Here is a 25,170-nt window from a genome sequence, read left to right as displayed (position 1 = left end):
CCGCTTTCCGTTCCCAAAGCTCGGCGAAGTTCACAACTATGTCTACTTGTTCAAAGCTGACGCCGCTCAGGGATCGAGCGAAGGCAACAAGGCACGCCCTGTCCTGGTAATCGCAGCCGGTGAAGGCAGGGTAGTCGTGATGGCAGTGACCACCAAGGGTGAATTCTCGACCTCGGCAACGGTCAAGATCCCTGAAGATGTCGCCCGGGCCATGGGATTGCCAAGACCGAATGAAAGCTGGCTCCTCGCCGCCGAGGCCAATGATTTTACCTGGGTTGGTTATGACCTTCGACTCGTGCCCGGCAAGCAGACCAGCGTCTTTGGCCGCTCGCCTCCGGGATTTGTTGCTGCTGCGATCGAGCGATTTCGCAGCCTCAAGGGCGCCCGCGTCAATCGAGATTGATTTCGTTCCTCCGCGAAATCGGGATTTCCAGGCTGGCTGCGGGTCGGTCAGCGCCCCGCCTTTGGGCAGGGCGCTATAGCCGAATCATCCGTTCAACTTGTCTTTCACCGCCTTGGCGGGCGCGAAAGTCAGCTTCTTGGAAGCCGCAATCTGGATGGTCGCCCCGGTCGAGGGATTGCGGCCCTCACGTGCCGGCGTATCCTTGATCTTGAACTTGCCAAAGCCGTTCAAACTGATCTCATCGCCCTTGGCTGCCGCTGCAGCAATCTCGGCAAACACAACGTCGACCAGCTTGCGCGCATCGGCCTTGGTCAGCCCGTGTGCCGCAGCAATCGTATCGGCAAGGTCACTGTTGTTCATTGGTTTCAACTTCCGTCGTTCGTGGAAGTGAAACTGCTAGCGGCAAACCGTGCGAAAATCCACGCGAGGAAATCAGCAGCCACCCGACGGGGCTGAGGTCACAGGTGCCTCACCTGATCCATCCGCTGATGAAGAATGCGAATGACTGCGATCCCGTAGGCCGTCTGGCGAAAGTAGATGGCATGCTGTTCGACATTGCGTCGCCGATAGCCCTGCCTGATTGTCGCGCAGTTCTGTGATTGAGGCGGCGCTTGTGCCAGAGCGGCGCAGGCGGCTTCGATAGATTCGGAATATCGGATCGCCTGGGGCAGGCCCCATTGCGTCGCCGTGTAATCGAATATGCTCTCAAGGTCGCGCTGGGCTCGTGGGCTGAGCCGAAATTCAGCCATATTGCGCAGTTTTGCGCTGCCTGAACGCCGCGAAATCGAAAGATTCCGGCTCCCCGCTCTGCTCACCTTCGATCAGGGCCTGCCGGATCGTCTCGATTTCGAAACTGCGTTCCTGTTCGCGCCGGATAAGGTCGCGGATTGCTTCGCTGTCGTTGGTATAATGACCGGCGGCGATCTGCGCAGCGATCCAGGCATCCTGTTGTTCGGTCAGTGTGATGGTTTTGCGCACCGTAGCCATGTCGGCCTCCATGCCGATGATCATACTATTGGTGCGGTTTAGGCCAGTTGGGTGGTGTCTGCAAGGTGCGCATCGCATAGGTTAAGGGGGCGTCAGCCCGACCGCGCGTGGCTACCCGCTCGTCGACTTGTCCAACAAGTCCATGAAATTGCGCGCCGCATCGCGGTCCGCTGGATCCTTGAACGCGACATCGAGATCCGGCGCTTCACCCAGCATGAAGAGGATCGTCCACATCGCGAAACGCCGGTCTTTGTCCTTCTCCAGTCCGAACTCGACGCGCATATGCTCCACCCCGCCGGCAAGCGCAGCTGGTGTGAGGGTGCCGAGGTCGTCAGTCCCGAAAAAGCGGCGAAGTTGGTCATCGAAGTCCATGACCCGCAGCCTATCCCGCCAAGCCTGTGTGGGGTCAACCGGGTATGTTCGCTTCCCGCGCTTATGCCGGCGCAGCTTCTGGCGGGAGCGGGGATGCAGAGAGGAGAGTGGTGAAATGGGGGTCGAGGCCCCCTGGGAGACAAAAGTGTCTCGCATGATCCGGGCCTCGGAACTGGTCCGGGAGACCCTTCATGCAGACCACCACGATCCAACACGCCAAGCTGCGCCTGTCCGACAGCAATGTCCGCAAGCTCAATGCCGAATCTGGCCTTGAGGCGCTTGCTGCCAGCATTGCCGAACACGGCCTGCTGCAGCCGCTGATCGTCAGTCCGGCGAAAGGCCGCAAGACGCTTTTCGATGTCCATGCCGGCGGCCGGCGCTGGCGCGCGATCGGCCTGCTGATCGAACGCGGTGTCCTGCCGAAGGATCACGCCGTCGATGTGCGGCTGTGCGGTGACGAAGACGCCGCCGCCCGCGAAATCAGCCTGGCAGAAAACCTCATTCGCGAGGCGATGACGCCGGCAGACGAAGCCCGCGCCTACAGGACTGCTTTGGGCGCGATCTTCGCTGTGAAGAGCGTGAGACGGGGATGAGCGCGCGACGCCGCCTCGTGCCTTTGTCAGAGGTCCAACAAGCTTATGAATGGTGGACCAGTCTCGGCCATTCCGCTGCCGGCGTTGACATACGCGCGGATGGCGTGACTTTTTTACCCCCTGCGGGACAACAGGCAGGAACGGCATTCGATGCATGGAAAGCACAAAGCCAGAATCGTGACCGGTCTGCACCTCGTCAGTAAGCGGACGGCACAGGGGCGGATATGGTACGTGTATGCCTGGCGCGGCGGGCCGTGCATTCACCGCGTACCTGGAGAAAAACCAGTCATAGACATGGCCCTGATTTCCAAGGCTCAACACGCCCGTGCACCTTCGAGCAGCAAACTTGAAACGCTTGACGACATCCTTGACCGTTACCGCAACAGCCCGGAATTCAAAGGTCTCGCCGACAGTACCCAGCGCGATTATCGCCTCTGGCTGGACCGGGTCAGTTCCAAATTTGGCTCGGCACCGATCGACGCGTTCCAGGACCAGCGGATGCGCACTGAAATCATCGATTGGCGCAACACCTGGGCTGATCAACCACGCAGCGCCGACAAGGCAAGCGTGACGATGGCGACGGTGCTGGGTTGGGCGCAAGGGGAAGGGCTTGTCTCCGTCAATATCGCCGCAGGCATTCGCCAGCTCCACCATGTCAACAAGTCTGACCAGGTTTGGGAAACACGGCACTGGGAGGCCATGCAGGCAAGCAAGGACGCTGCCGGCCGTTCCCTTTATACAGATCATCTCGATCGCGCCTTGCGCCTCGCCAGCCTCACCGGACTTCGTCTGGGCGATTTGGTCCGGCTGACGTGGAACGACGTTGGCGATAAGGCGATCATCCTGACCACCCGCAAGCGCAAGGGGCGTGCGATCATCCCGATCTTGCCGGACCTGCGATCGCTGCTCGACAGCATCGGGCGCGGCGAGGGCGAAGTTTTGCGCAACAGTCGGGGTAAGCCATGGACCGAAAGTGGCCTTGGTTCGGTGTTCCAGAAGGCCAAGCCCGAAGGCTTTGATCGGACCATGCATGACTTGCGCGGCACTTACGCCACATGGCTCGCGATGCGCGGTTTGACCGATGATGAGATCGCTCGAACCATTGGCTGGACAGCCAAAAGGATCAGCGAAATTCGGGCCAGATATGTCGATGAAGCGCGCGTTGTCGTGTCCATGGTGGAACGGTTGAGCGCGTAGCGGTTTACAAAGTTTGTAAACCGGCCCCTTAAGGGAGTGACGAACATGCAGCTAAGTACTTGTTTTTATGGTAGCGGAGGAGGGACTCGAACCCCCGACACGCGGATTATGATGCTAATGCTGGTCAAAAGCTGCGTTCATTTTCAATGGGTTAAACCCACCATTTTTGAACCGTGTGATATGCCGTGCCACTTTACCGTTTAATTTCAGGCACTTGATCGTACAAACCGTGCGATAATGGTTTTGGGCCGGTTGGCCAGCGGGTTTACAGCGCCCTACAGCAGCCAAGCGCCAGGCCCGCTGCATGGCTGCGGAGACGCTGGCTTGAACGCTGTGCGGGCTGTTGCAGCGCGGATTTGACGCCATCGCCAAGGGTCGTGTCCCACGACTGATGGCGGACATGCCAATCAGGCAGCTTGCAACACATCGGCCACATGCTGTGGCTCGGCTTCGATGATGCGCAAATAGGCCCGCACTGCCACTGGTGGTAATGTGCGACCAATCTCATACTGACGAATGTTGGCCAGTGGGATCGAATACCGCTCAGCAAACTCGGCCTGCGAAAGCCCAAGGCTGTTGCGCAGTTTTCTAATGCGACGGCCCATCAGTGCCCGCTCAAGGCCAGCATCACTGACAGCCCGGTCTTCGGCATCATCGGGATCAGCCGGAACTGCTATCGTAGATTCTTTGCTCATTGAGATTGCTCCTTCGTACCGACAAAAACCGAACCGCGCTTCCCCGATAAACATGGATGGCAGTCCACAGCTTGCCATCGATCAGCCCAATCGCCTTGTAGCGATCCTCCCGATCCTCATCCCTGATCGTTGGCACAATCAGCACGTCGCCATCGTCAAAAACCTTAGCGCCGTGGGTGAGTGAGACGCCGTGCTTGGCCATATTGGCTGCATCTTTGTCGGTGTCGAACTCGATTTCCATGAGACATAAAGTATGTGATTTACATACCCTTGTCAACCAGCCTCAGCCAATGCAGCCTCAACCACCTCAGGCGATTTGGCGATCACTGTGAGCAGCACTCGGTGGGCCACGTCGATCTTGCGCCCTTGCTCCCATCCCTCGACAGTCCGTGCCGGGATGCCAAAGCGGCGTTCAAAATCTTTGGTGCTCTTGGCCAGCGAACGCCGGATTTCACGCACTCGCGCAGCAGGCATCGCCTCAACATTGCGGCTTTCAAGGGCGAGCTTAGCTCAACTCAGCGCCTCCACGCTGTAGCAGGCCCACAGAGCAAATTTGAGCCCCACCCCAAACAGTGGTGTAACTCGACCATTCCGCAACCTGCGAAGCACCGGCCCGACCGCGGCATCATGCCTTGAAAATCTTGGTGCGGTGATACTCCAAGAATGCGCACTGAGCGGCATTGAAGCCGCCAACGCCTTTGACCGCATCCAAGCCCCATGCAGACCAAACCTCAGGCGGCAGCAGGCTTGAATGCCGGATCGTTCCATCGTCATCGAAGCTGATCAGGCCTCCATCGAACAGGCGATCGACATGAGGGGAGAGCAGAAGACCATTGCAGCCATCGAGCTTTTCTTGGTCGTTGCTGACCCGCCAAGGTTTGATGTGGCTCGCGATGAGAAACTTCGGGTCTATGACGCCGGTGACACGGCACCGCTGCTCGTTCAATCGCACGTTGGCCTTGAACACGCCTTGCCCGCGACGTGCGAGGACCAATTGCTGCTTCTGGGTTGGGCCAATGTCAGTGCGGCCTTGCACCGCTTCCTGGGCAGCCTCGTCAGCGACCTCATTGACACTTTCATCGGGCTCTGCAGCGACAGGACCAACCGAAAAACCAACTTTGGCTAGGATGATCTCGGCAAACGTCGCCGAGACCTCAGCCAGATAGACCCCCTGGTTGCCATTTCCATTAGCCTGCAAGGGGGCGTGTTTGGCCGACATATGTGGGCGAAGATCATCGATGATGTCTTTCGGCCTAACTGGGCTTTCAACTTCGGTAAATTCAACCAGGACGAGCCATCCCTCATTGTCCCACTGATTGCCAACGTTACCAAATGCGGGTTTGGTCGCGGATTCGGCTGATCCTTGCGCAACGCCAACGGCTTTGATCTGTGTATCGCAAAAGGACAGCACCAGATCGCCCGCCCGCACCTCAATCATAGTGTCGTAGAAGGGATTGCGCCGATCCCCCTTGCTCCGCTTGGGCGACCAGAGAAATCCGCCTTGGACCTCATGTTTGAAGGTTTGGTTTTGATTGACCCACCAATAGCGCATGTTCACTCCGGGTTGGTTCCAGCGCGAAGCAACGTTGCGCAGAGATATTCTGCAATGGGAACGTCCGCTGGTGCAAGCTCGATCCCGAGCAACACATTGAGGCCAACCCATTCGACTTTGTCGTGGACCGACAATTGCCAGCTGTCGCCATCCATATCGAACTGCACAGCGATAAGGTTGATCGCACCACCCGGATAGTGATGAAGGTTCGTGGTAAGAACCGCGCCAGCATGACCGGTGATCGCCAGCTCCTCGTGCAGCTCGCGAACAATGCACGATTGCGCCGATTCACCTGGTTCAACTTTGCCTCCAGGAAACTCCCAAAGCCCAGCCATTTTTTGCCCAGTTGCCCGCCGTGCCACCAGAACTCGATTCTGGCGCAGAATGATGGCGGCGGCTACATCGGTGGCTGATTTCATAGTCGATGGAATTTTACAAACAGCAGGACGCGATAAGTGGCAGGCTTGCTGTTCCGCCGATCGCGAATGGTCGTGTCGCACAACCGTTTGGGAACCATCCTTGCACGAACTGAACCATAAGTTATCAAGAGAGGCGTCGGTCTTCAGGGGGTATGCACGAAGCCAGATGGTGGCATTGGTGCACGATCACCGCTTATGGCATATCACACTATTAAGCGTGCTTCCAATGGTGTCTGGGGCATCATCTTGCCAAATACTATTCACCTTCTGAGTGTAAGTGCGGCCGTCAGTGTAATGTTTGATGCTTTGAATGATTTTTGATGTCCCCGACCGGCAGTTTGTGTAGTATAATTCAACAGAATCGATGCCATCTTTGTCAACAAGCTTCATCCAATATTTCTTTATACCAGGAGATATTGTTCTAATAGACCCATTGTCATAATAGATAGATTCCTCGGCTGTGCTGCTTGTTACGTAAATCCACTCGGCTGCTATCGCCTGCGGTGGCACAGACATTGCCACCAATGCTAACGCTGCTGCAAATCTCCGCATGATCCGAGTCTGTCCCTAACCCAATTCGGTATGGGCTATTGTGGGGTGGTGCGTTTGGCAAGTGCCGTCCTCGCGGCTGCCATCGGTCGGTTAAACAGACTATTCGCGTCCAGCCCAAATCCAGCCAGTACAGCGCCCAGCACGCTCAACAGCGCGCAATCGCTCGACCCAGCGCTCCCACGCTGCACGACCCTGCAAGCGCAAATTTCAACCCAACGATGATCAGTCGTGTCACACGGCCGTTCAATACCGTGCCAAAGCCCGTTCCGCACCGTATCGCACAGTCCAAAACCGTGCGATAAACCGTGCAAATCAGATATAGCTTTCCCGGAGGAATAAGCATTTGTTTTCATGTGGAATTTGGTAGCGGAGGAGGGACTCGAACCCCCGACACGCGGATTATGATTCCGCTGCTCTAACCAGCTGAGCTACTCCGCCCCAAGGGGCTGCCGCGTGGGGCAGGTGGCGCACATAAGCGGGTGGGGCGGCGGGGTCAACCGGGTTTTTGCCGGTTGTCCGCCGCCCGTCAGGTCAGAACTTGTTCGAGAACTTCAGGCCGACAAAACGCGGCTTGCTGGGCAGGGTGCGGGTCGAATTGGCGCAGACTTCGATGGCGCAGAACGTGTTGCGCGACAGCTGGCCACGGGTGTCGGTGAAGTTTTCGATGAAGAACTCCAGGCTCCACTTGTCCTTGCTGACCCCGGTCGAGAAATCGCCGCTGGTAAAGCCCGGAACATCGCCCAGCAGCGCGTCCTTGGTCTGGTCGAGGTTGGAGGTCGACGAAGACTGGTGGTTGCCGGCAAGCTGGGTAAATGCGTCGAGCCCGGCAATCGTATAGGTATAGCGCGCCTGCATCTGCGCCTTGAACCGGGGCTGGCGGGGCAGGCGGGTGCCCTTGTAGGCGGCGGTTTCGTTGGGGTTGCCCGCGCAATTGGCAAATTGCACCGTGCTGCCAGGTGATGTCAGGCCGCAGAAATCGGTCGACAGCGCGGCATCGTTGTAGGCGCCCGATCCCGACAGCGCCAGGTTGCCGATGTGCCAGTCAAAATCGCTTTCCACGCCATAGACCCGCGCGTTTCCGGCGTTGAGCGTCAGCCCGTTGCCGTTGAACCCGATCGGCACGATGAAATACTGCACGCCCTTCCACTGTTCGTAATAAACCGCACCGTTGATGCGGAAATTGGGGCCCCAGCTGGTCTTTACGCCCAATTCGAAGTTCGACAGCGTGTCGGCCTTGTAGGGATTGTTCTTGGCGATGGTGTTGTTGCCGCCCGGGCGGAAGCCGGTTGAATAGGTGGCATAGATCATCTTGCTGGGCGCGGCCTGGTAGGTCAGCGTAACCTTGTGCGTTTCCCCGCTCTGGTCGTACGGGCTGGGCGGTGTCACATTGTCGCAGGCCTGCAGGCGCGGGGCCGTAAACGGCGTGGCACAGCCGTTGGGAAAGGCGCTGCCCGCTGCGGTGCCGTCAAACCCGCTGTCCGCATCCTTTGCCCGGAACAGACGGATCCCCGCGGTCAGCTTCAGCTGGGTGGTGATCGGATAGGTGCCTTCGGCAAACAGCGCGTAATCGGTGTAAACCTTGTTGTTTTCGGTCAGATAGAACGCATCGTCGCGCAGTGTCTGGCTTTGCAGCAGGCCGGTGTTTGGATTGATGATCGCATTGTCGACCGACTGGCCAAAGCCCGCGATCGAATACTCTTCGTTGATTTCCTTTTTCTGGTGCTGGTAAAAAGCACCCGCGGTCAACGAGAAGGGCCAGGATTTCGGCACCGAAATGCGCACTTCCTGGGTGAAGTTGGTGAAGGTGTTGTTGCCGTAATATTCCTGCGTCGGGTCAAGCTGGTTGCCGTTCCTGTCGTGGAAGAACACCGCAGATGTGTTGCCCGGCACGTCATAGGCAACGGTGTAATAGGTATAATCGTTCGAGTTCTTGATCCGGCGATGCATATAGCCGGTCGACGACACCAGATCGAAATCGCCGATCTTGCCGTTGATGGTCAGCGCCGCCTGGATCCAGGCATCGCGGTTTTCGGTCGGGCCAAAGTCGTGAACCTGAAGATCGCCCACTTTGGGGTCAAAGTTGAACGACCCCTTGGCATCAAGGTACTGATAGACCACCTGCGGCAGGAACGACCAGTCGCCGAACTGTGCCAGCAACGACAGGCGGCCGCCATATTCGTCAACCGGGTTGGCATTGCGCTTGGCCAGGTTCTTGACCGTCTGGGCCGGCAGCGAATTGCTGTTGCTGATGGTATAGGTGCTGGTCTGGTCATATCCGCCGTCTGCATTTGGCGAATAGAACGGGTAAGTGTGCGTGGCGGGCACATTGTCGATATAGCCGCCGGTATGGTCGTAATAGGCCATCATGCGGATCGCGACGTTCTTGGCCACGGGAATGTTGATGAAGCCTTCGTCGACCGTGCCGGTGTTGTTGCCGCCCTTGGTGAACTTGTTCACTTCGACATCATAGCCGCCTTCCAGCACGCCGAGCTTTGGCTTGTTGGTGATCAGGCGCAAGGTGCCCGACAGCGAGGATGAACCGAACAGCGTGCCCTGCGGACCCGACAGGGCCTCGACCCGCTGCATGTCGTAGACGTGCACTTCGGGCATGCGGCCGGCGGTGGTCATCGGGATTTCGTCGAGGTAGATGCCCGCAACCGAACGCTGCGAGGTATCGCCCGCACCTTCGGAATCGAACGAGATACCGCGGAAATACAGATCCGAACGGCCGGGCCCCAACGACGCATAGCTGACCGAGGGCAACAGCGCGGCATAGTCGGCAAAATTGACGACCTGGCGCTGTTCCAGCTTTTCCGGGGTCAGCGCCTGAAGGCTGATCGGAACCTTCTGCACGCTTTCCGACCGGCGGGTTGCGGTCACGACGATTTCACCCAGGCCGGCGGGCTTGGTATCGGCGGTGGCCGACTGGTCGGCAGGGGCGGCGCTTTGCGCATGGGCGCCGGCAGGGGCCAGCACGGTCAGGCTGGTTGCGGCGAGCAGCCATTTGCGCAGTGTCGTGGCGTTCTGACGGTCGGAATTACGGTGCATCAACGCTAGCCCCCCTTAGGCCGGTTTGACATCGATCCCAAAAGCGCCGGGTCTAACTGCCTTATTTCAAGGTTTTCCCGGCAGGGATCACAGATTTCTCATGCGCCGAATTCACTCCGCTTCACCCCGATTGTCAAATCTCTTCTAAGAACTTCTGGATCGGCTTGTCGGGTGTGTCGAAAAAGTCACGCACGCCATGCCAAAAATTGCGCACCCGCCCTGCGGCCCGCCACCGGTCAGCCCGCGCGCACGCGCGTCATCGCCTGTTCATAGGCCGACTGGATGGCCTGGCCCTGGTAATGCGAATATTCGCAATGGGCGAGCACCGCCGCAGGTGGAAAGATCACAGGATTGTTGCGGTATTCCGCCGGCATCAGTGCCAGTGCCGCCTTGTTGGGCGTGGGGTAACGGATCGTTTCGGAAATATGCGCGCCGTTGTGCGCATCGAGCACGAAATTGATGAACGCATGGGCCAGGTCAGGGTTAGGCGCGCCCTTGGGAATGCACAGGCTGTCGCTGGCCAGGATGCCGCCTTCGCGCGGCACGACAAAATCCAGATCCTTGTCTTCGCGCATTACTTGCGCGATGTCGCCGTTGTATTCGATCACCAGATCGATATCGCCTGCCAGCAACAGGTCCTGCCCGTTGTCATCGTGGAACACCGACACGTTCGGTTTCTGCTTCAGCAGCATTGCCTGGATCCGCGCAATTGTCGCCGCATCGGCGGTGTTTGCGGGCAGGCCCAGGTATTTGGCGCTGATTTCGAACAGTTCGCTGGCTTCGGCCAACAGGCCGATGCGGCCCTTGTACCGATCGGAATCGAGCACCCATTTCCAGCTGTCGGGCACACCGTCGACCTTTGACTTGCGATAGCCGATGCCGGTCACGATCCAGGTATAGGGCACCGATACCTTGCGCCCGGGATCGAACGGCGGAGTGAGGAACTTGTCATCGATATTGGCCAGATTGGGGATTTTGGCATGATCGAGATCGATCAGCGATCCCGCCTGGTGCAGCCGTTCGACAAAATCGTTCGACGGTACGATGATGTCATAGCCCTGGTTGCCGTCGCGCAGCTTGGCAAACAATTCATCGTTGTTGGCAAACAGGCTGATATTGACTTTGCTGCCCGTCGCCTTTTCGAAATCGGGCAGCGTGTGTTTGCCGATATAGGTGTCCCAGGTGTACAGATTGAGCGTCTGCGCAGCATTGTGGCGCGAACAGGCACTAAGCGCGCCGGCAAAGCTGATCCCGATCCCGGCAAGTCCGGCCTGGCTGAGAAAATTGCGCCGGGATTGCTTCATCGGGTCGGTGTTCCTTGATCGGGGCGCGGCAGAATCGCCGGGCACCCCGTAAAAGCACACCTGCGCCGCGTGGACAAATTCCGCAGCACCACGGCTTTTGGTCCGGCCCCTGCGGCGCTGCGGAATTCGTCGACGCCGCCTAGGCCTTGAGCAGCAAGTGGTCGCGTTCCCACGAGCTGATCACTTCATCATAGGCCGACAGTTCGTTCAGCTTGATCTCGTAAAACGCACGGATGAACCCTTCGCCCAAAAGTTCGGCCACGGGTTCGCACGCCATCATCTGCTTGAGCGCGCCATCGAGCGTGCGCGGCAAGGTGCGTTCTTCGAGATAGGCGTTGTGCGTCATCAATGGCATTGGCTCGATCCGGTCGCGCAGGCCCAGGAAACCTGCGGCCAGGCTGGCGGCGATGGCGATATAGGGATTGGCATCGGCACCGGGCAGTCGGTTTTCGATGCGGGTGTTCTGCGGCGCAGAGGTCGGAATGCGCAGTCCGCAGCTGCGGTTGTCGTGCCCCCATTGCACATTGATCGGCGCGCTGTGTGCGGGGCGCATGCGGCGGAACGAATTGACATTGGGCGCAAACAACGGTGCGATTTCGGGCAGATAACGTTGCAGGCCGCCCACAAAATGGCGGAATTCCTGGGTGATCCCGGCCTCTGTCCCGAACAGGTTGCGGCCATCGGCATCCTCTGCCGAAATGTGCAGGTGCATGGCACTGCCCGGCTGGGTTTCCATCGGCTTGGCCATGAAAGTGGCATAGACGCCATGTTTGAGCGCGACCTGGCGCACGATGCGTTTGAAGATCGTGACCTGATCGCACAGCGCGATCGGCTCGCCATGGTTGAAATTGATTTCCAGCTGCGCGGTGCCGCTTTCGTGGATCATGGTATCGAGTTGCAGCGAGGCGATTTCCGAATTGTCGTAGATTTCCTCGATGATGTCTTCAAACTCGGTCACCGATTCAAGGCCATAGGGCTGGGGCGAGCTTTCCGCCCGGCCCGATCGGCCGCGCGGCGGCACGATCGGCAGATCGGGGTCGGAATTGATTTCGGTCAGATAGAATTCAAGCTCTGGCGCGACCACGATCGTCCAGCCGATCGCGGCAAATTTGTCGAGCACGCGTTGCAGCACATAGCGCGGGGCAATCTCGAAGGGCGTGCCGTCGCGGTGCAATGCATCGGCCACGACAAATGCGGTCGGCGTGCGAAACCCCGGCGCCACGCAGATCGAGCGGATATCGGGCCGCAGCGAAACGTCGGGATCGCGAAACAGGAAATCGTCGGCATCGGTATCGGCATAGTTGCCGGTGATCGTCACCGAAAACACGCTTGAAGGCAGGCGCAGGCTCATCGATCCGACCGACGAGATGAACTTGTCGGCGGGGAACACTTTGCCACGCACCACCCCGTTGATATCGGGCACCAGGCATTCGACTTCGCTGATCCCTCGGCTGCGGATCCAGTCGGCAAAAACTTCGGTCATCTTGGGCTTGTCCATCAATCAGAAGCGGTCGCGCAATGCCATGAAGCGCATGGCCAGGGCCTGGGTCGGCCAACGCAGCCACACCCCCCCGGGAAAACGCGGCGCGGGCAGGCGCCGAACAAGGTCATACCCCGGATTGGCCTCGCCCGCCATGGCGCGACCCACCGCATCGCCCAGCCACGGCGCCAGCACCACACCGACGCCGGAAAACCCGTTGGCGGCATAGAGGCCAGGTTGCGGCTCGATCACGAAGGGCAGCCGGTTGGGCGATATGGCCAGCGTACCACCCCAGGCATGATCGATCGCAACGCCCGCCAATTGCGGAAAGATGCGTTGCAGGTGCGGCCGCACCACGCCGGCCAGATCGCGCGGCATGCGCGTGCCGTAGGTTTCTCCGCCGCCGAACAGCAGGCGATGATCGGGGGTCATGCGGAAATAATAGACCACAAACCGCGCGTCCGAAACCGCGGCGCCATTGGCGATCAACCCTTGTGCGATCGCGGGATCGAGCGGCGCGGTGGTGGCGATATAATTGTTGATCGGCAGGATCCGCGACTGGGTTTCGCCCACCAGCGCGCGCGCATAGGCGCCCGTGGCATCGAGCACGCGCCCGGCACGGATCACGCCGTGCGGGGTGGTCACGCACCAGCCGCCGGTTGTGCGGGTCAGCGCGGTGCAGGCGGTGTGGGCGTGGATCACCGCCCCTGCGGACTGCGCCGCGCGCGCCATCGTCATTGCCAGTTTGAGCGGGTGCAGATGACCACCCAGCATGTCGATGCTGCCGCCGTGATAGTCGGGGCTGCCCACTGCTGCGCGCAGGCCATCGCGATCGAGCGCGGTCAGGCTGCGATAGCCCCAGGTGTCGCGCATCATTGCCACATGCGCATGGGTCTGTGCGACTGCGCCCGGCCGGTGGTCGGCATGGATCAGGCCGGGGCGGTAATCGCAACGATCATCGCACAGGTCGAGCAGCGTATCGAGATGCGCGCGCGCGGCCAGCGCCGCCTGCCACATGGCGGATGTGGCGGCGTGGCCCAGCCGTCGCTCGAGCCACGGCAGATCCTGTTGCCAGCCGACATGAACCTGGCCGCCGTTGCGGCCCGACGCGCCCCAGCCGATGGGGCCCGCTTCGACCAGGCGGACGCTTTGGCCTGCGCGCGCCAGCGCCAGCGCGGCGCCAAGCCCGGTAAAGCCGCCACCGATCACGCAATGGTCGGTGATCGCATCGTGCTGCAACGCCGGAGCGTCGATCGTTTGGTCGATCGTCGCGGCATAGTACGAGCGTGGAAAGTGGCGGATATCACAGCCACCCGGACCTGCCCTCTCGATGGATCGAGACTTCAACATTGCCGTCTCGTCTACGCCCGGGGCCGGGGCCGGTCAATCGGACGCCACGGGTTTATCCGTAAAGCACCACCGGTGCATCGGGTGCCCAGTGCAGCCAGACCGCGGTGCCGACGGGCAGCGCCGGGCTGGTGCTGCGCGTGCCATTGGGGGCGGTCACCTTGATCAGCGTGCCGCTGCCGGTGCGGACGTCGTACTGGGTGGTTGCGCCAAGATAGGCGCTGGTCACGATCGTGCCGCGCGTCACATTGGCCGCGGGCCGCGCGGCAGGACCGGTGGGGCGCGGCGCGCTGGCGGGGGTCATGACGATCTTTTCGGGCCGGATGCCGATCCACGCCGGGCCTGCGGTTGCGCCCGGTTCGATCAGGACCGGCGTGTCGAGCGCCGCAGTGGCAAAGGTGTTGTCCGGCGCCAATGTGCCTTCGAACAGATTGATCGAGCCGATGAAGTCGGCCACGAAACGGTTGGCCGGGTGTTCGTAGAGATCGCCGGGGCTTGCCACCTGCTGCAATTTGCCCAGGTTCATCAGCGCGCAGCGGCTGGCCATGGCCAGCGCCTCGTCCTGGTCATGCGTGACCATCACGAATGTCACGCCGACCTCGCGCTGGATCGCGGCAAGTTCGCCGCGCATCGCATCGCGCAATTTGGCATCGAGCGCCGACAGCGGTTCGTCGAGCAGCAGCACTTTGGGCCGTTTGACCAGCGCACGGGCCAGGGCCACGCGCTGCCGCTGCCCGCCCGACAATTGATCGGGGCGGCGCTGCGCGAAATCACCCAGTTTGACCAGATCCAGCGCCTCGGCCACGCGCGTTTCGCGCTGCGCACGGGGCACTTTGTCGATCTTCAACCCATAGGCGACATTGTCGGCCACGGTCATATGCGGAAACACGGCATAAGACTGGAACACCATGTTGACCGGGCGACGGTTGGGGGGCGTGCCCGCCATATCGATGCCGTCGATCAGGATGCGCCCTTCGCTCAAGGGTTCCAGGCCTGCCAACATGCGCAGCAGCGTGGTCTTGCCGCAGCCCGACGGGCCGAGCAGCGCAAAGAATTCGCCCGCGGCAATGTCCAGGCTGACATTGTCGACCGCGGCAAAGCGGCCAAAGCGTTTGGTAACGTTTTCAAACCGGATCAGCATCAGGCGCCTTCTGTCTTGGCAATATCGGTGCCCTGAAGCGTCATCCCGATCAAGGTCAGGATGACAGTGATCGCCATCAGCACGGTCGAGGCGGCATTGACCTCGGGCGTGACCGAAAATCGCACCATCGAATAGATCTTGACCGGAAACGTGACGGTGTTGGGCCCTGCGGTGAAGAAGGTGATGACAAAATCGTCAAGGCTGAGCGTGAACGCCAGCAAGGCGCCCGAAATCAGCGCCGGGCGCATATGCGGCAAGACCACGTCCCACAGGGCGCGCAATTCGCTGGCGCCCAGATCGCGCGCGGCCTCTTCCATCTCGCGGTTGAACGAGGCGAGCCGCGCGCGCACGACCACGGTGACAAAGGGAAAACTGAAGGTGATATGCGCAATCGCGATGGCGCCCAGATCGAACGGCCAGGCCAGATCGCGCGGCCACGGCGCGATGGTGCCGAAAAACACCAGCATCGCGACGCCCATGCAGATTTCGGGCACCACGATCGGCAGCGTGATCACCCCGTCGAACGCGCTGCGGCCGGGAAAGCGGAACCGCCACAGCGCAACCGCCGCCATCGCGCCCAGCACCACGCTGACCACGGTCGACATCGCCGCTATGGTCAGCGAATTGGCAAAGGCTGCGATCAGCGCATCATCGCTGGCCAGGCGACCGTACCAGCCAAACGTGAACCCTTGCCAGCGGATGGTGCGTCTGGAATCGTTGAAGCTGAACGCGATCAGGCTGGCCAGCGGCAGGTAGAGGAACAGCATGACGCCCGCGACCCACAGCCGCAGCGGCCAGCGTCGGGCATAGTCGAGCGGGCCCGGTGCGCGACGCCTGCCCATCAGCGCGCCTTGCGCAGCACGGCGCGGCGTTCAGCCAGCGCGCGCCAGGCCATCGCGGCCAGCGTCAGGTACATCAGCATGAACGACAGGGCCGCGCCGAACGGCCAGTCGTTGGCGCGCTTGAACTGGCGCTCGATCACGCTGGCGATCATCTGGCTGTCAGTCCCGCCCAGCAGATCAGGCGTCAGGTATGATCCCAGCGCGGGAATGAAGCACAACAGCAAGGCCGACAGGATACCGGGCCACACAATCGGGATCACCACCTGGAAAATGGTGCGCAAGTGGCCCGCGCCCAGATCAAGGCTGGCCTCGATCAGCGAACGATCGAGCCGGTCCAAAGTGGAAAACAGCGGCAGGACGATAAACGGCAGGTGGACATAGACCAGCCCCGTGATGACCGCGAAATTGGTGTGCAGCATTTCGAACGGCCCCAGGCCGACCGCGCCCAAGCCATCGTTGATCCACCCCTCGGTGCGCATTACCGCCATCAGCGCATAGGTGCGCACCAGCAGGTTGGTCCAGAACGGCAGCATGATCGCCAGCAGCAGGCCGATCTTGGCGCGGTTCGACGCAAAGGTCATGACCAGTGCATAAGGAAATCCGATCACCAGGCAGATCGCGGTCGTGGCACCGGCAAAGACCAGCGACTTGGCAAAGATCCACAGGTAAACCGGATCGAACACGCGCGCATAATTGGCCAGCGTGCCGGTCACGTCCACCTGGGTCAGCCCCAGCGTGCGGCCAAAGCTGTAGGCCCAGATCACCGACAGCGGCACCACGAAAAACGCGGTCATCCACACCGCCGGTGCGGCGAACAGCGCCCAGAACGCGGCGCGGCTGCCCCCGGTAATGCGCGTCATGACGCGCCCATGGCACGGCCCAAAGCATCAAAGAACCAGCGCGATTGCGGGTTGTGCCCGGCGTCCCATTCGGGGTGCCATTGCACGCCCAGCACTTGCGCGGGGCCGACTTGCGCAGAAAACGCCTCGACCAGTCCGTCGGGGGCGTGGGCTTGCGCCACAAGGCCAGTCCCCAGCGTGTCGATCGCCTGAAAATGCACCGAATTGACCGTGATCGGTGCCGTGCCGAGTGCCTGGGCCAGCATGCCGCCCGGCACCGGGGTGACGGTGTGGCCATGCGCGAACATGGCCGGGATCGAAACGCCCGCCGGTGCGTGGTGCAGCGCCTGCCGGGCCGGTGGCAGGTGCTGCAGCGTGCCGCCGAACAGCACGTTCAATTCCTGGAACCCGCGGCAGATGCCGAACACCGGTTTGCCGGCATCGAGCATGGCCTGCGCCAGCATCAGGCTGGTGGCATCGCGCGCGGGATCGAAGGGGCCGTGGTCGCCCGCGCCGCCATAGCGCCAGCTTTCGAGGTTGGATGTGCTGCCGGTCAGCAGCAGGCCGTCGATCCGCGCGGCCAGATTGCGGCTGTCGGCAAGCGCACCCAGCGCCGGGATCAGCACGACATCGACGGCCATGGTTTGCGCCGGCGCACGCAGATACCGGTCAATCACGCGGTGAATGGTCTCGTCCTCATGATTGCGCGTGCACGCAACAATGCCGAGCAGGGGACGGCCCATCTGCGCAAAAACTCCGATTTACGAACTGTGATCAAAGCGGAAAACCTGTCATACCGGCGGCCGACGCCAGTGCAACCGCATTCCTGCGTGCCCGTGCCCCTGCAGGGTGCTTGACATGGGCGGTGGGCTGCGGCCTTCTGCTGGTCAAAAGGTCCACCCTGGGGAAGATCATGGCTGTTACTTTGACGATCAACGGTAAGCGGCGCGACTTTGACGCCTCGCCCGAAATGCCGCTGTTGTGGCTGCTGCGCGATATCGCGCATCTGCCCGGCACCAAATTTGGCTGTGCGGCAGGCCTGTGCGGGGCATGCAGTGTGCTGGTCGACGGCGTGCGCGTGTTCGGGTGCCAGACGCCCGCGGGCGATGCGGTGGGCAAGACCATCACCACCATCGAGGGCCTGACCGAACAGCCATTGGGCAAGGCGCTGGTCGCCGCCTGGAACGAAGGCGATGTGGTGCAATGCGGCTATTGCCAGCCGGGCCAGATTGTCGCGGCGGCGTCGTTGCTGCGCGACAATCCGCGGCCCGACGATGCCGCGATCGATGCAGGGATGAGCGGCAACATCTGTCGTTGTGGAACCTATCCGCGGATCCGTTCGGCGATCAAGCGCGCCGCTGAAATCCATGCGGGAGACAAAGCATGAGCCGCGCCACACGCCGTGATGTCCTGTTGGCCACAGGGGTTGTGACCGGCGCGCTGGTCGTGCCCGTTGCGATGGGCAACGGGCGCAGCCGCGCCGCCACCACGCCGTCGCTGGCTGCCAACGCCTGGCTGGCGGTCGATGCCGCGGGGCAGGTGACGCTGGCGCTGCCCAAGACCGAAATGGGCCAGGGCATCCTGACCACGATCACGATGATCGCCGCCGAAGAACTGGCGGTAAAACCCGAAGCCATCAAGGTCACGCTGCCCGATGGCGATGCGGCGCGCTTTGCGCCGATCGACCAGGGCACCGGCGGATCGACATCGGTGCGCGAGGTCTGGCAACCGCTGCGCGAAGCCGGGGCCAAGGCGCGCGCCGCGCTGGTCAATGCAGCGGCAAGGCAGTGGGGCGTGGCGGCAGGCGAATGCGATGCGCAAAACGGTGCGGTCGTGCACAAGCCCAGCGGCAAAGTGTTGCCTTATGCAGCGCTTGTCGCGGCCGCAGCAGCGGCGCCGCTGCCGACCGAGGCACCCGTGCGTCCGGCCACGGCCTATCGCGTGATCGGCAAATCGCAGCGCCGGCTGGATGGCGATGCCAAGGCGCGCGGCACGGCAGAATACGGCATCGATGTCGTGCTGCCGGGTATGAGATATGCGGCGATCGCGGTGTCGCCGGTGTTCGGTGGCAAACTGGCAGGCGTGGATGAAGCCGCCGCGCGCGCGGTGCCCGGGGTGTCGGGCGTGATCCGCGGTGCGGATGTGGTGTATATCGTGGCCGACAACACCTGGTCGGCACGGCAGGGCATGACCGCGGCCAAGCCGCAGTGGACGGCCGATGCGGCGTTGAACGGCACCCAGACCGCCGCGATCGTCGGTGCGGTGGCCGCTGCACTCGACAAGCCGGGCGTTGTTGCCGCAACCTCGGGCGATCTGGATGCGGCACGCAAAGGCGCCGCGCATCGGTTTGTCGCGACCTATACCCAGCCGTTTCTGGCCCATGCCACAATGGAACCGGCCAATTGCGTGGCGCATGTCCATGACGGGCAATGCGAAATCTGGACCGGCACACAAGTCCCGTCCGACGCGCGCAAGGCGGCGGCGGCACGGCTGGGCCTGACGCTGGACAAAGTCACGGTGCACAACCGGTTGATGGGGGGCGGCTTTGGCCGGCGCCTGGAAACCGACATGATCGAACGGTGCATCGATCTGGCCAGGCAGGTGCCGTTTCCGGTCAAGCTGATCTGGTCGCGCGAGGAAGACACGGCGCACGACTGGTATCGCCCCGCCTATGCCGATCGCATCGATATCGCGTTGGGCGCCGATGGCAAGATTGCGGCCTGGGAACACAAGATTGCCGGATCGTCGATCTATGCGCGGCTGATGGGCGCCGCGTTCAAGGGTGTCGATGACGATGCCGTCGAAGGCGCGATCACGCCGATCTATCCCGCCACCGCGCGCAAGGTAACGTTCCAGCAGCAGGAAAGCATGGTGCCGACCAGCTGGTGGCGCGGCGTGGGGCCGTTGCGCAGCGCATTCGTGATGGAATCGGCGATCGACGAGCTGGCGCACCAGGTCGGCCAGGATCCGATCGCGTTCCGTCTGGCGCATATCGAGGACCCGCGCGCGCGCCACGTTCTGGAAATCGCGCATGCGTTGTCGGGATGGGATGACAAGCCCGCGCCCGGCATCGGTCGCGGCGTGGCGGTGATCCACTTGTGGGAAACCTATATGGCGGCGGTGGCCGAAGTCACGGTCGACAAGGACAACCAGATCGTGGTCAAAAAGGTTACCGTGGCGGTCGATTGCGGGCAGGTGATCAACCATTCGGGGGTTGCAGCGCAAATCGACAGCGGGGTGATCTTTGGCACTTCGGCTGCGCTATACGGCGAAGTGACGATTGCCAATGGCCGTGTCGAACAGTCGAATTTCCACGACTATCGCGTGTTGCGCATGAACGAGGCGCCGAAGATCGAGACGTCGATCGTGGAAAACCACGAAAAGCCCGGCGGCATGGGCGAACCGCCCAACGCGGTCATCTTCCCCGCGCTGGCCAATGCGGTGTTTGCCGCCACGGGCAAGCGGGTGCGTTCGCTGCCACTGCAAAAGGCGTTGCACACCGCCTGAACCCGAACCCCTCCCCGCGGGGGGGAGGGGGCAAGGTTCATCACCGCAGGCAGATGCTTATTTCGTCTTGCGTGCGTGCTTGTTGCAATAGGCCAGGTCGTCGGCCGAAAGCGGCTTTCCTTCGACCGTAAACCCGGTGATCGTGCCGGTCTTCTGCGCCAGTGTCGCGCAGACGCGCTTGGGAATGTCGCCCGAGACCGAGGCGTCATAGGCTGTGCCGTTGGCGGTCCAGACCACGTCGCTCGATACGACATGGCTGCCGGGCGCGGCCGGCTTTTCCATCACGGCATGATAATAACCGTCGGCCGATTGCGCCATGGCAGGGCCGGCAATCATCAGGGCAAACGGCAGGGCAAGTTTCAGCGCGGCAAGGGTACGGGCCATCGGTCTTATCCTTTGGTCGAAAGGGGGGAGCATTCGGGTTCCGGCCAAGCCGGTTTGCGCCAGAGTGGAGGCGAACGGACATCGACGTGCGACTGGTAATGGCGTGATATTCATGGCACAGGTCCATTCTGGAACGATTGTTACGGTAATGAACGTTCCGGAACTGGTCAACCCGTTTTCCGATCATTGATAGGTTTTTTTTACGAACCTAGGAGCAGGCAAGGCATGGCGCGCCCGCGCAGTTTCGATATCGATGCGTTTCTGGATCGTTCGCTGGATGTGTTCTGGCGGCGCGGCTTTGCCGCCACTTCGATGTCCGACATCTACGAGGCCACCGGACTTGGCGCGAGCAGTATCTATGCCTTTGTAAAGGACAAGAACGACCTCTTTCGCCGCGTGTTTCAACGCTATGGCGAAGGGTTTCGCAGCACGATTCCGACCGGGGTCGAAGGTGCCGCGGCGATCGACGGGTGGCTGCGGGGTTTTGTCGGCGCACTGGCCGACGATCCCGATCGCAAGGGTTGCCTGATCTGCAACACCATCATGGAGCGCTTTGCGCACAGCTCAGAAACACTCGAACTGGCGCAGATGCTGGTCGACGAGGTGCGCGGCTGGTTCCAGTTGCAGATCGAAAACGCACAACGCGCCGGCGACTATCGGCGCGACCAGGACCCGGCCACAGCGGCCAATGCGCTGGTCGTCATGGTGTTGGGCCTGATGGCGATGGCGCGCGCGCAGGCCAGCCGCGAAACCCTGCTGCAGGTCGCAGGCGGCGCCACCGTGGCGCTGGCCCGCGGCCCGCGCGATTAGTCGAGCGCCGCAAGCGCCCCGGCACTGGCGTCGAGCGCGGCGGCGATCGTGTCGACAATCTGATCGATTTCGGCGTGCGTGATCACCAATGGCGGGCTCATCACGATCGAATCGCGGATTGCCCGGACCATCAGGCCCCGCGCAATGCATGCATCGCGCACGATCGGTCCGGCCTGGCCGCCACCGCCGTGGCGGCGGTTGGTGCCCTTTTCCGCCACGATCTCGACCGCGCCGATCAGGCCCAGCGAACGCGCTTCGCCCACCAGCGGATGATCCGCCAGCCGTTGCGCCAGCGCGCGCGCCAGATAAGGGCCGGTGTCTTCGCGCGTGCGCCGCACCAGGTCCTCATCCTCGATGATCTGGATGTTGCGCAGCGCCACAGCGGCCGCGACCGGATGGCCCGAATAGGTATAGCCATGCACGAAATCCTCGCCCGAGGCGCGCAGCACTGCAACGATTTCGCGTGACACGCCGGTGGCGGAAATCGGCAGGTATCCCGACGACAGGCCCTTGGCCATCGACACGATGTCGGGGGTGATGCCGTAATGCTGAAACCCGAACCATTGGCCCAGCCGCCCAAAGCCGCAGATCACCTCGTCGCTGACCAGCAGGATGCCGTATTTGCGGCAGATCGCTTCGACTTTGCGCCAATAACCGCGCGGCGGGATGATCACCCCGCCGGCGCCCTGGACCGGTTCACCGATGAAGGCGGCAACGTTTTCGGGTCCGACCGCCAGGATGCGATCTTCGATGGCCTGCGCCGCGCGGGTGGCAAACACATCCGGGTCTTCGCCGAACCCGTCGGCAAAGGCATAAGGCTGCATCACGTGTTCGACGCCGGGGATCGGCAGCCCGCCCTGGACGTGCATATAGTCCATGCCGCCCAGGCTGGCCGAGGCAACCGTTGATCCGTGATAGGCGTTGTGCCGGCTGATGAACACGCTGCGCTGCGGCTGCCCCTTCATCGCCCAATACGTGCGCACCAGGCGGAACACCGTGTCGTTCGATTCCGACCCGCTGTTGTTGAAGAACACGTGCTGCAGTTCGCCCCCCAGAAGCCCGGCAAGGCGCGCTGCGAGTTCGATCGGCGGTACGGTCGCGGTGCGGAAAAAGGTGTTGTAGAACGGCAGTTCGTGCATCTGGCGCGCTGCCACTTCGACCAGTTCGGGCCGCCCATAGCCGACATTGACGCACCACAATCCGGCCATCCCGTCCAGAATGGCATGGCCATCGCCGTCATAGACGGTCGATCCTTGCGCGTGCGTGATGATCCGGCTTCCGCCCAGTTCCACCTGCAGGCCATAGCTCGATTGCGCGGGCAGATGGTGCGCAACATCCAGCTGGCGCAGCGCGGGAATGTCGTAATTGCGAACCGTGACCATGGAATTCTTTCGCAAGAGGACCTGTCGTTGCGGCCGGGCCGTCAACTAAGATCACAGATAGCTTTAAGGCGGCAGAGCGTCAATGCGATGTCGGGCCGGCAACGTGGCCGTTGAGGCACCATCGCGGCCCGGGCGTCTGCATTGCGATGGCAAGAGATTGCGCCCGGGCGCCGATTTCGCCAAGGTGTGTCGGACCGCAACGCCCAAAAGGTGATCGTACCGATGAAAGCAGTCGTCAGCGCCGATCCGATCCAGGATTTTGACGATGACCTGGCAGTGGGCGATGGTCCGACTTCGCTGCGCGAACAGGTTTACAACGATCTGCGCACCCGGCTGATCACCGGGCGGATTGCGCCGGGCGTGGGCATTTCGACGCGCGGTCTGGCGCAGGAAATTGGGGTCAGCCAGATGCCGGTGCGCGATGCGCTCAGCAGGATTGCGGCCGAAGGCGCGGTCGAAATCCGGTCAAAGCGCGCGGTCATGGTGCCGCGCATGACCTCGGCCCGGTTTGACGAGATCATGCGGTTGCGCCGTCTGCTCGAACCGATGGTGGCCAGCGCCGCGCTGCCGCATATCGATACCGACCTGCTGCACCGCATCAGAGCCGCCGACGAGGCGACCGACGCCGCCTTGGCCGGTGGGGATGTGCTGGCCTATATGCAATCAAACCACCGGTTCCATTCGCTGATCTATGGCGCGGCGCCGTTGCCGCTGGCGCTGCGCATGATCGATAGCCTGTGGATGCAGTTCGGGCCGTTCATGCGGGTTGTCTATGGCCGCTATGGCACCGCCAAGATGATCGATCAGCACCGCGTCGCGCTTGCCGCGATCGCTGCGGGTGATGCGGACGCACTGGGCGCTGCGATCGCCGCCGATATCGGCGATTGCGGCGATCTGATGCAGGATTGGGAGCGGCTGAACGCGTGGTAGCCAAGCATCCCGATCCCGGACACCGCACACGGTCCGACCGCCAATCGCCGGCGGCGCGCCGGAGCGCATTTGCCTATGTTGCACACCGATCTCTTTTGACGAAGGACGACACCTTGATGCGTATGGTTATCGCAATTGCGGTTGGCTCGCTGGTTCTGGCCACCCCGGCCATGGCCCAGACGGACAACCAGGCCCTGGAACAGGCGCTGTCGACGTGCCTCGTCAAAAAATCGACCGGCGCCGATCGCGAGGCGCTGGTGCGCTGGATCCTGGGCAGTCTTGCCTCGTCCTCGCTGGCCCAGACCATGGTTCAGGTTGACCCCGCAGGCAAGGAAGCGGCCGATCGTGCGCTGGCTGCGACGTATACCCGGCTGATGACGGTTGATTGCCTGAACGAGATCCTGGCGTTGAAAAAGGCCGGCGATGCCAAGGGCGTCGAACAGGGGTTCAGCACGCTTGGTGCCATCGCAATGCGCGATGCGATGACCGATCCGTCGGTGGGCGCGGCGATGTCGGCGTTTGCCAAATACATGCCGCCCGAAGCGTTGAAGCGCCTGGGGCAGTAATCGCGCGCTCAGGCGCGCGCAATCACCGGGAATTCGTCCAGCGGCAGCGGGTCGCCCGCTTTCAACTGCCCGGCCAGGTGCGGATAGGGCGGTGACGTCGCGCCGCCCCGGTCGGCATAGACCGCATCTTCGCCGAACCAGCGCGTGGAAAAGGCGCGGCGGCCGCCTGCGGTGCGATTGCCGGGCGCGCCATGCACGGTGCGAAAATCGAACGCGATGCAATCGCCCGGCTGCAGATCCCACGACAGGATGCGATACTCATCGCGATGCGCCGAAATGTCGGGCATCTCGACCAGATCGTCGGTGGTGTGGTCATAGGCGGTGCCGTCAAACCGGCGCGGGCGGAACAGCTTGCCCCAGGCATGGCTGCCAGCCACCGATTCAAGGCAGATTTCGCGCGGGACCGGATCGAGCGGCAGCCACAGGCTGACGCTTTGCTGGCCCGACACGCAATAATACGGGCTGTCGTGGTGCCATGGGGTGGGGATGTCGGCCCCGGCCTCTTTCACCAGCAGATGTTCGTGAAAGATCCGCGCCACGCGCGAGCCCATCAACTGGCGCGCAATTTCGCCCGCAGGGCTGTCGTGTACGAAGCTGCGAAATTCGGGGATTGCCGTCCAATTGCAATAATCGCCGAAAAAACGCGCACCATCGCGGGTGTAATTGCGGTGCAGCGGGCTTGGCCGGTCAAGATTGGTGCGCGCCCCTTCGCGCAAGCGGTCGATCCATTCGGCAAACAGTCCGCGCAGCACGACCACGCCATCGGCGCGAAACGCATCGTGGGTTTCAGGTGACAGCAGCGGCAGCGTGGTCATGCGCG

The 25,170-nt window shown here is 61.9% G+C and carries 28 protein-coding genes and 1 tRNA gene; 8 read left to right on the top strand and 21 right to left on the bottom strand.

What is annotated here, in order from left to right:
• Positions 1-46: 46 nt before the first annotated feature.
• Complete coding sequence (locus G404_RS19770; RefSeq protein WP_156906205.1) at positions 47-403, top strand: hypothetical protein; 357 nt, start codon at positions 47-49, stop codon at positions 401-403.
• A gap of 84 nt (positions 404-487) precedes the next feature.
• Here the strand turns inward: G404_RS19770 and G404_RS0105265 are convergent, their stop codons facing one another.
• From G404_RS0105265 to G404_RS0105250, 4 genes are all read right to left on the bottom strand, one after another.
• Positions 488-763: an HU family DNA-binding protein gene (locus G404_RS0105265; protein ID WP_028640150.1), complete on the bottom strand. Its 276-nt coding sequence runs from the start codon at positions 761-763 to the stop codon at positions 488-490.
• A gap of 98 nt (positions 764-861) precedes the next feature.
• Positions 862-1,152, bottom strand: a complete 291-nt coding sequence (locus tag G404_RS0105260) for a type II toxin-antitoxin system RelE/ParE family toxin (protein ID WP_028640149.1) — start codon at positions 1,150-1,152, stop codon at positions 862-864.
• Complete coding sequence (locus tag G404_RS0105255) at positions 1,145-1,414, bottom strand: type II toxin-antitoxin system ParD family antitoxin (RefSeq protein ID WP_245584398.1); 270 nt, start codon at positions 1,412-1,414, stop codon at positions 1,145-1,147. The genes G404_RS0105260 and G404_RS0105255 overlap by 8 nt, the downstream gene beginning before the upstream one ends.
• 87 nt (positions 1,415-1,501) lie before the next feature.
• Positions 1,502-1,762 (bottom strand): hypothetical protein, encoded by a 261-nt coding sequence (locus G404_RS0105250; protein WP_028640147.1) that lies wholly within the window; start codon positions 1,760-1,762, stop codon positions 1,502-1,504.
• A 191-nt stretch (positions 1,763-1,953) separates the two neighbouring features.
• On the opposite strand from G404_RS0105250, the gene G404_RS0105245 reads away from it, so the two are divergent.
• Positions 1,954-2,355 carry a ParB/Srx family N-terminal domain-containing protein gene (locus tag G404_RS0105245; protein ID WP_028640146.1) on the top strand — a complete coding sequence of 134 codons (402 nt, stop codon included), beginning with the start codon at positions 1,954-1,956 and terminating at the stop codon, positions 2,353-2,355.
• A 294-nt stretch (positions 2,356-2,649) separates the two neighbouring features.
• The gene (locus G404_RS0105240) at positions 2,650-3,552 is read left to right on the top strand and encodes a tyrosine-type recombinase/integrase (RefSeq protein WP_036520428.1); all 903 of its coding nucleotides are present in this window, start codon (positions 2,650-2,652) and stop codon (positions 3,550-3,552) included.
• A 407-nt stretch (positions 3,553-3,959) separates the two neighbouring features.
• Here the strand turns inward: G404_RS0105240 and G404_RS20040 are convergent, their stop codons facing one another.
• The 14 genes from G404_RS20040 to G404_RS0105175 form a co-directional block, all read right to left on the bottom strand.
• Positions 3,960-4,247, bottom strand: coding sequence for a helix-turn-helix domain-containing protein (locus G404_RS20040; RefSeq protein WP_084601044.1), 288 nt, complete (start codon positions 4,245-4,247; stop codon positions 3,960-3,962).
• On the bottom strand, positions 4,213-4,488 hold the full coding sequence (locus G404_RS0105235) for a BrnT family toxin (RefSeq protein WP_028640144.1): 276 nt from the start codon (positions 4,486-4,488) through the stop codon (positions 4,213-4,215). The genes G404_RS20040 and G404_RS0105235 overlap by 35 nt, the downstream gene beginning before the upstream one ends.
• A gap of 32 nt (positions 4,489-4,520) precedes the next feature.
• Positions 4,521-4,706, bottom strand: coding sequence for a helix-turn-helix domain-containing protein (locus G404_RS18185; protein WP_051280226.1), 186 nt, complete (start codon positions 4,704-4,706; stop codon positions 4,521-4,523).
• 166 nt (positions 4,707-4,872) lie between these two features.
• Entirely contained in the window at positions 4,873-5,799 is a 927-nt protein-coding gene (locus G404_RS0105225; RefSeq protein WP_028640143.1) for an HNH endonuclease, read from the bottom strand.
• Between the two features lie 2 nt (positions 5,800-5,801).
• Positions 5,802-6,218: a (deoxy)nucleoside triphosphate pyrophosphohydrolase gene (locus G404_RS0105220; RefSeq protein ID WP_028640142.1), complete on the bottom strand. Its 417-nt coding sequence runs from the start codon at positions 6,216-6,218 to the stop codon at positions 5,802-5,804.
• Between the two features lie 913 nt (positions 6,219-7,131).
• A tRNA-Met gene (locus G404_RS0105215) sits at positions 7,132-7,208 on the bottom strand.
• A 93-nt stretch (positions 7,209-7,301) separates the two neighbouring features.
• Complete coding sequence (locus tag G404_RS0105210) at positions 7,302-9,818, bottom strand: TonB-dependent receptor (RefSeq protein WP_028640141.1); 2,517 nt, start codon at positions 9,816-9,818, stop codon at positions 7,302-7,304.
• A 236-nt stretch (positions 9,819-10,054) separates the two neighbouring features.
• Entirely contained in the window at positions 10,055-11,122 is a 1,068-nt protein-coding gene (locus G404_RS0105205; RefSeq protein WP_028640140.1) for a polyamine ABC transporter substrate-binding protein, read from the bottom strand.
• A gap of 139 nt (positions 11,123-11,261) precedes the next feature.
• Entirely contained in the window at positions 11,262-12,605 is a 1,344-nt protein-coding gene (locus G404_RS0105200; RefSeq protein WP_028640139.1) for a glutamine synthetase family protein, read from the bottom strand.
• An 18-nt stretch (positions 12,606-12,623) separates the two neighbouring features.
• A complete protein-coding gene (locus G404_RS0105195) occupies positions 12,624-13,952 on the bottom strand; it encodes an NAD(P)/FAD-dependent oxidoreductase (protein WP_051280224.1) in 1,329 nt (442 codons plus the stop codon).
• A 52-nt stretch (positions 13,953-14,004) separates the two neighbouring features.
• The gene (locus G404_RS0105190; RefSeq protein ID WP_036520425.1) at positions 14,005-15,090 is read right to left on the bottom strand and encodes an ABC transporter ATP-binding protein; all 1,086 of its coding nucleotides are present in this window, start codon (positions 15,088-15,090) and stop codon (positions 14,005-14,007) included.
• Positions 15,090-15,932 carry an ABC transporter permease gene (locus G404_RS0105185; RefSeq protein ID WP_028640136.1) on the bottom strand — a complete coding sequence of 281 codons (843 nt, stop codon included), beginning with the start codon at positions 15,930-15,932 and terminating at the stop codon, positions 15,090-15,092. The genes G404_RS0105190 and G404_RS0105185 overlap by 1 nt, the downstream gene beginning before the upstream one ends.
• Positions 15,932-16,792 carry an ABC transporter permease gene (locus G404_RS0105180; protein ID WP_028640135.1) on the bottom strand — a complete coding sequence of 287 codons (861 nt, stop codon included), beginning with the start codon at positions 16,790-16,792 and terminating at the stop codon, positions 15,932-15,934. The genes G404_RS0105185 and G404_RS0105180 overlap by 1 nt, the downstream gene beginning before the upstream one ends.
• Positions 16,789-17,514, bottom strand: a complete 726-nt coding sequence (locus G404_RS0105175) for a gamma-glutamyl-gamma-aminobutyrate hydrolase family protein (RefSeq protein WP_028640134.1) — start codon at positions 17,512-17,514, stop codon at positions 16,789-16,791. Before G404_RS0105175 ends, G404_RS0105180 begins: the two co-directional genes overlap by 4 nt.
• A gap of 170 nt (positions 17,515-17,684) precedes the next feature.
• Between G404_RS0105175 and G404_RS0105170 the strand changes: the two genes are divergently transcribed.
• Entirely contained in the window at positions 17,685-18,158 is a 474-nt protein-coding gene (locus G404_RS0105170) for a (2Fe-2S)-binding protein (RefSeq protein WP_028640133.1), read from the top strand.
• A complete protein-coding gene (locus G404_RS0105165; protein ID WP_028640132.1) occupies positions 18,155-20,278 on the top strand; it encodes a xanthine dehydrogenase family protein molybdopterin-binding subunit in 2,124 nt (707 codons plus the stop codon). The genes G404_RS0105170 and G404_RS0105165 overlap by 4 nt, the downstream gene beginning before the upstream one ends.
• A gap of 57 nt (positions 20,279-20,335) precedes the next feature.
• Here G404_RS0105165 and G404_RS0105160 read toward each other — a convergent pair whose 3' ends face one another.
• Positions 20,336-20,662 (bottom strand): CC_3452 family protein, encoded by a 327-nt coding sequence (locus tag G404_RS0105160; RefSeq protein ID WP_028640131.1) that lies wholly within the window; start codon positions 20,660-20,662, stop codon positions 20,336-20,338.
• 225 nt (positions 20,663-20,887) lie between these two features.
• Between G404_RS0105160 and G404_RS0105155 the strand changes: the two genes are divergently transcribed.
• A complete protein-coding gene (locus G404_RS0105155; RefSeq protein WP_028640130.1) occupies positions 20,888-21,472 on the top strand; it encodes a TetR/AcrR family transcriptional regulator in 585 nt (194 codons plus the stop codon).
• On the opposite strand, the gene G404_RS0105150 is transcribed toward G404_RS0105155, so the two are convergent.
• Positions 21,469-22,854 (bottom strand): aminotransferase, encoded by a 1,386-nt coding sequence (locus G404_RS0105150; protein WP_028640129.1) that lies wholly within the window; start codon positions 22,852-22,854, stop codon positions 21,469-21,471. The two genes, G404_RS0105155 and G404_RS0105150, sit on opposite strands and share 4 nt — an antisense overlap.
• Positions 22,855-23,076: 222 nt before the next feature.
• Between G404_RS0105150 and G404_RS0105145 the strand changes: the two genes are divergently transcribed.
• Both G404_RS0105145 and G404_RS0105140 read left to right on the top strand, forming a co-directional pair.
• Positions 23,077-23,784: a GntR family transcriptional regulator gene (locus G404_RS0105145; RefSeq protein ID WP_028640128.1), complete on the top strand. Its 708-nt coding sequence runs from the start codon at positions 23,077-23,079 to the stop codon at positions 23,782-23,784.
• Positions 23,785-23,900: 116 nt separating this feature from the next.
• The gene (locus tag G404_RS0105140) at positions 23,901-24,350 is read left to right on the top strand and encodes a hypothetical protein (RefSeq protein WP_156906203.1); all 450 of its coding nucleotides are present in this window, start codon (positions 23,901-23,903) and stop codon (positions 24,348-24,350) included.
• An 8-nt stretch (positions 24,351-24,358) separates the two neighbouring features.
• Here G404_RS0105140 and G404_RS0105135 read toward each other — a convergent pair whose 3' ends face one another.
• Complete coding sequence (locus tag G404_RS0105135; RefSeq protein ID WP_036520422.1) at positions 24,359-25,165, bottom strand: phytanoyl-CoA dioxygenase family protein; 807 nt, start codon at positions 25,163-25,165, stop codon at positions 24,359-24,361.
• Positions 25,166-25,170: the final 5 nt, after the last annotated feature.

It is taken from the genome of Novosphingobium acidiphilum DSM 19966, assembly GCF_000429005.1.
In the GTDB taxonomy this organism is placed as follows: Bacteria; Pseudomonadota; Alphaproteobacteria; order Sphingomonadales; family Sphingomonadaceae; genus Novosphingobium; species Novosphingobium acidiphilum.
The sequence above is the reverse complement of the archived record's forward strand: the minus strand, read 5'-3'. Positions and strand labels throughout refer to the sequence as shown.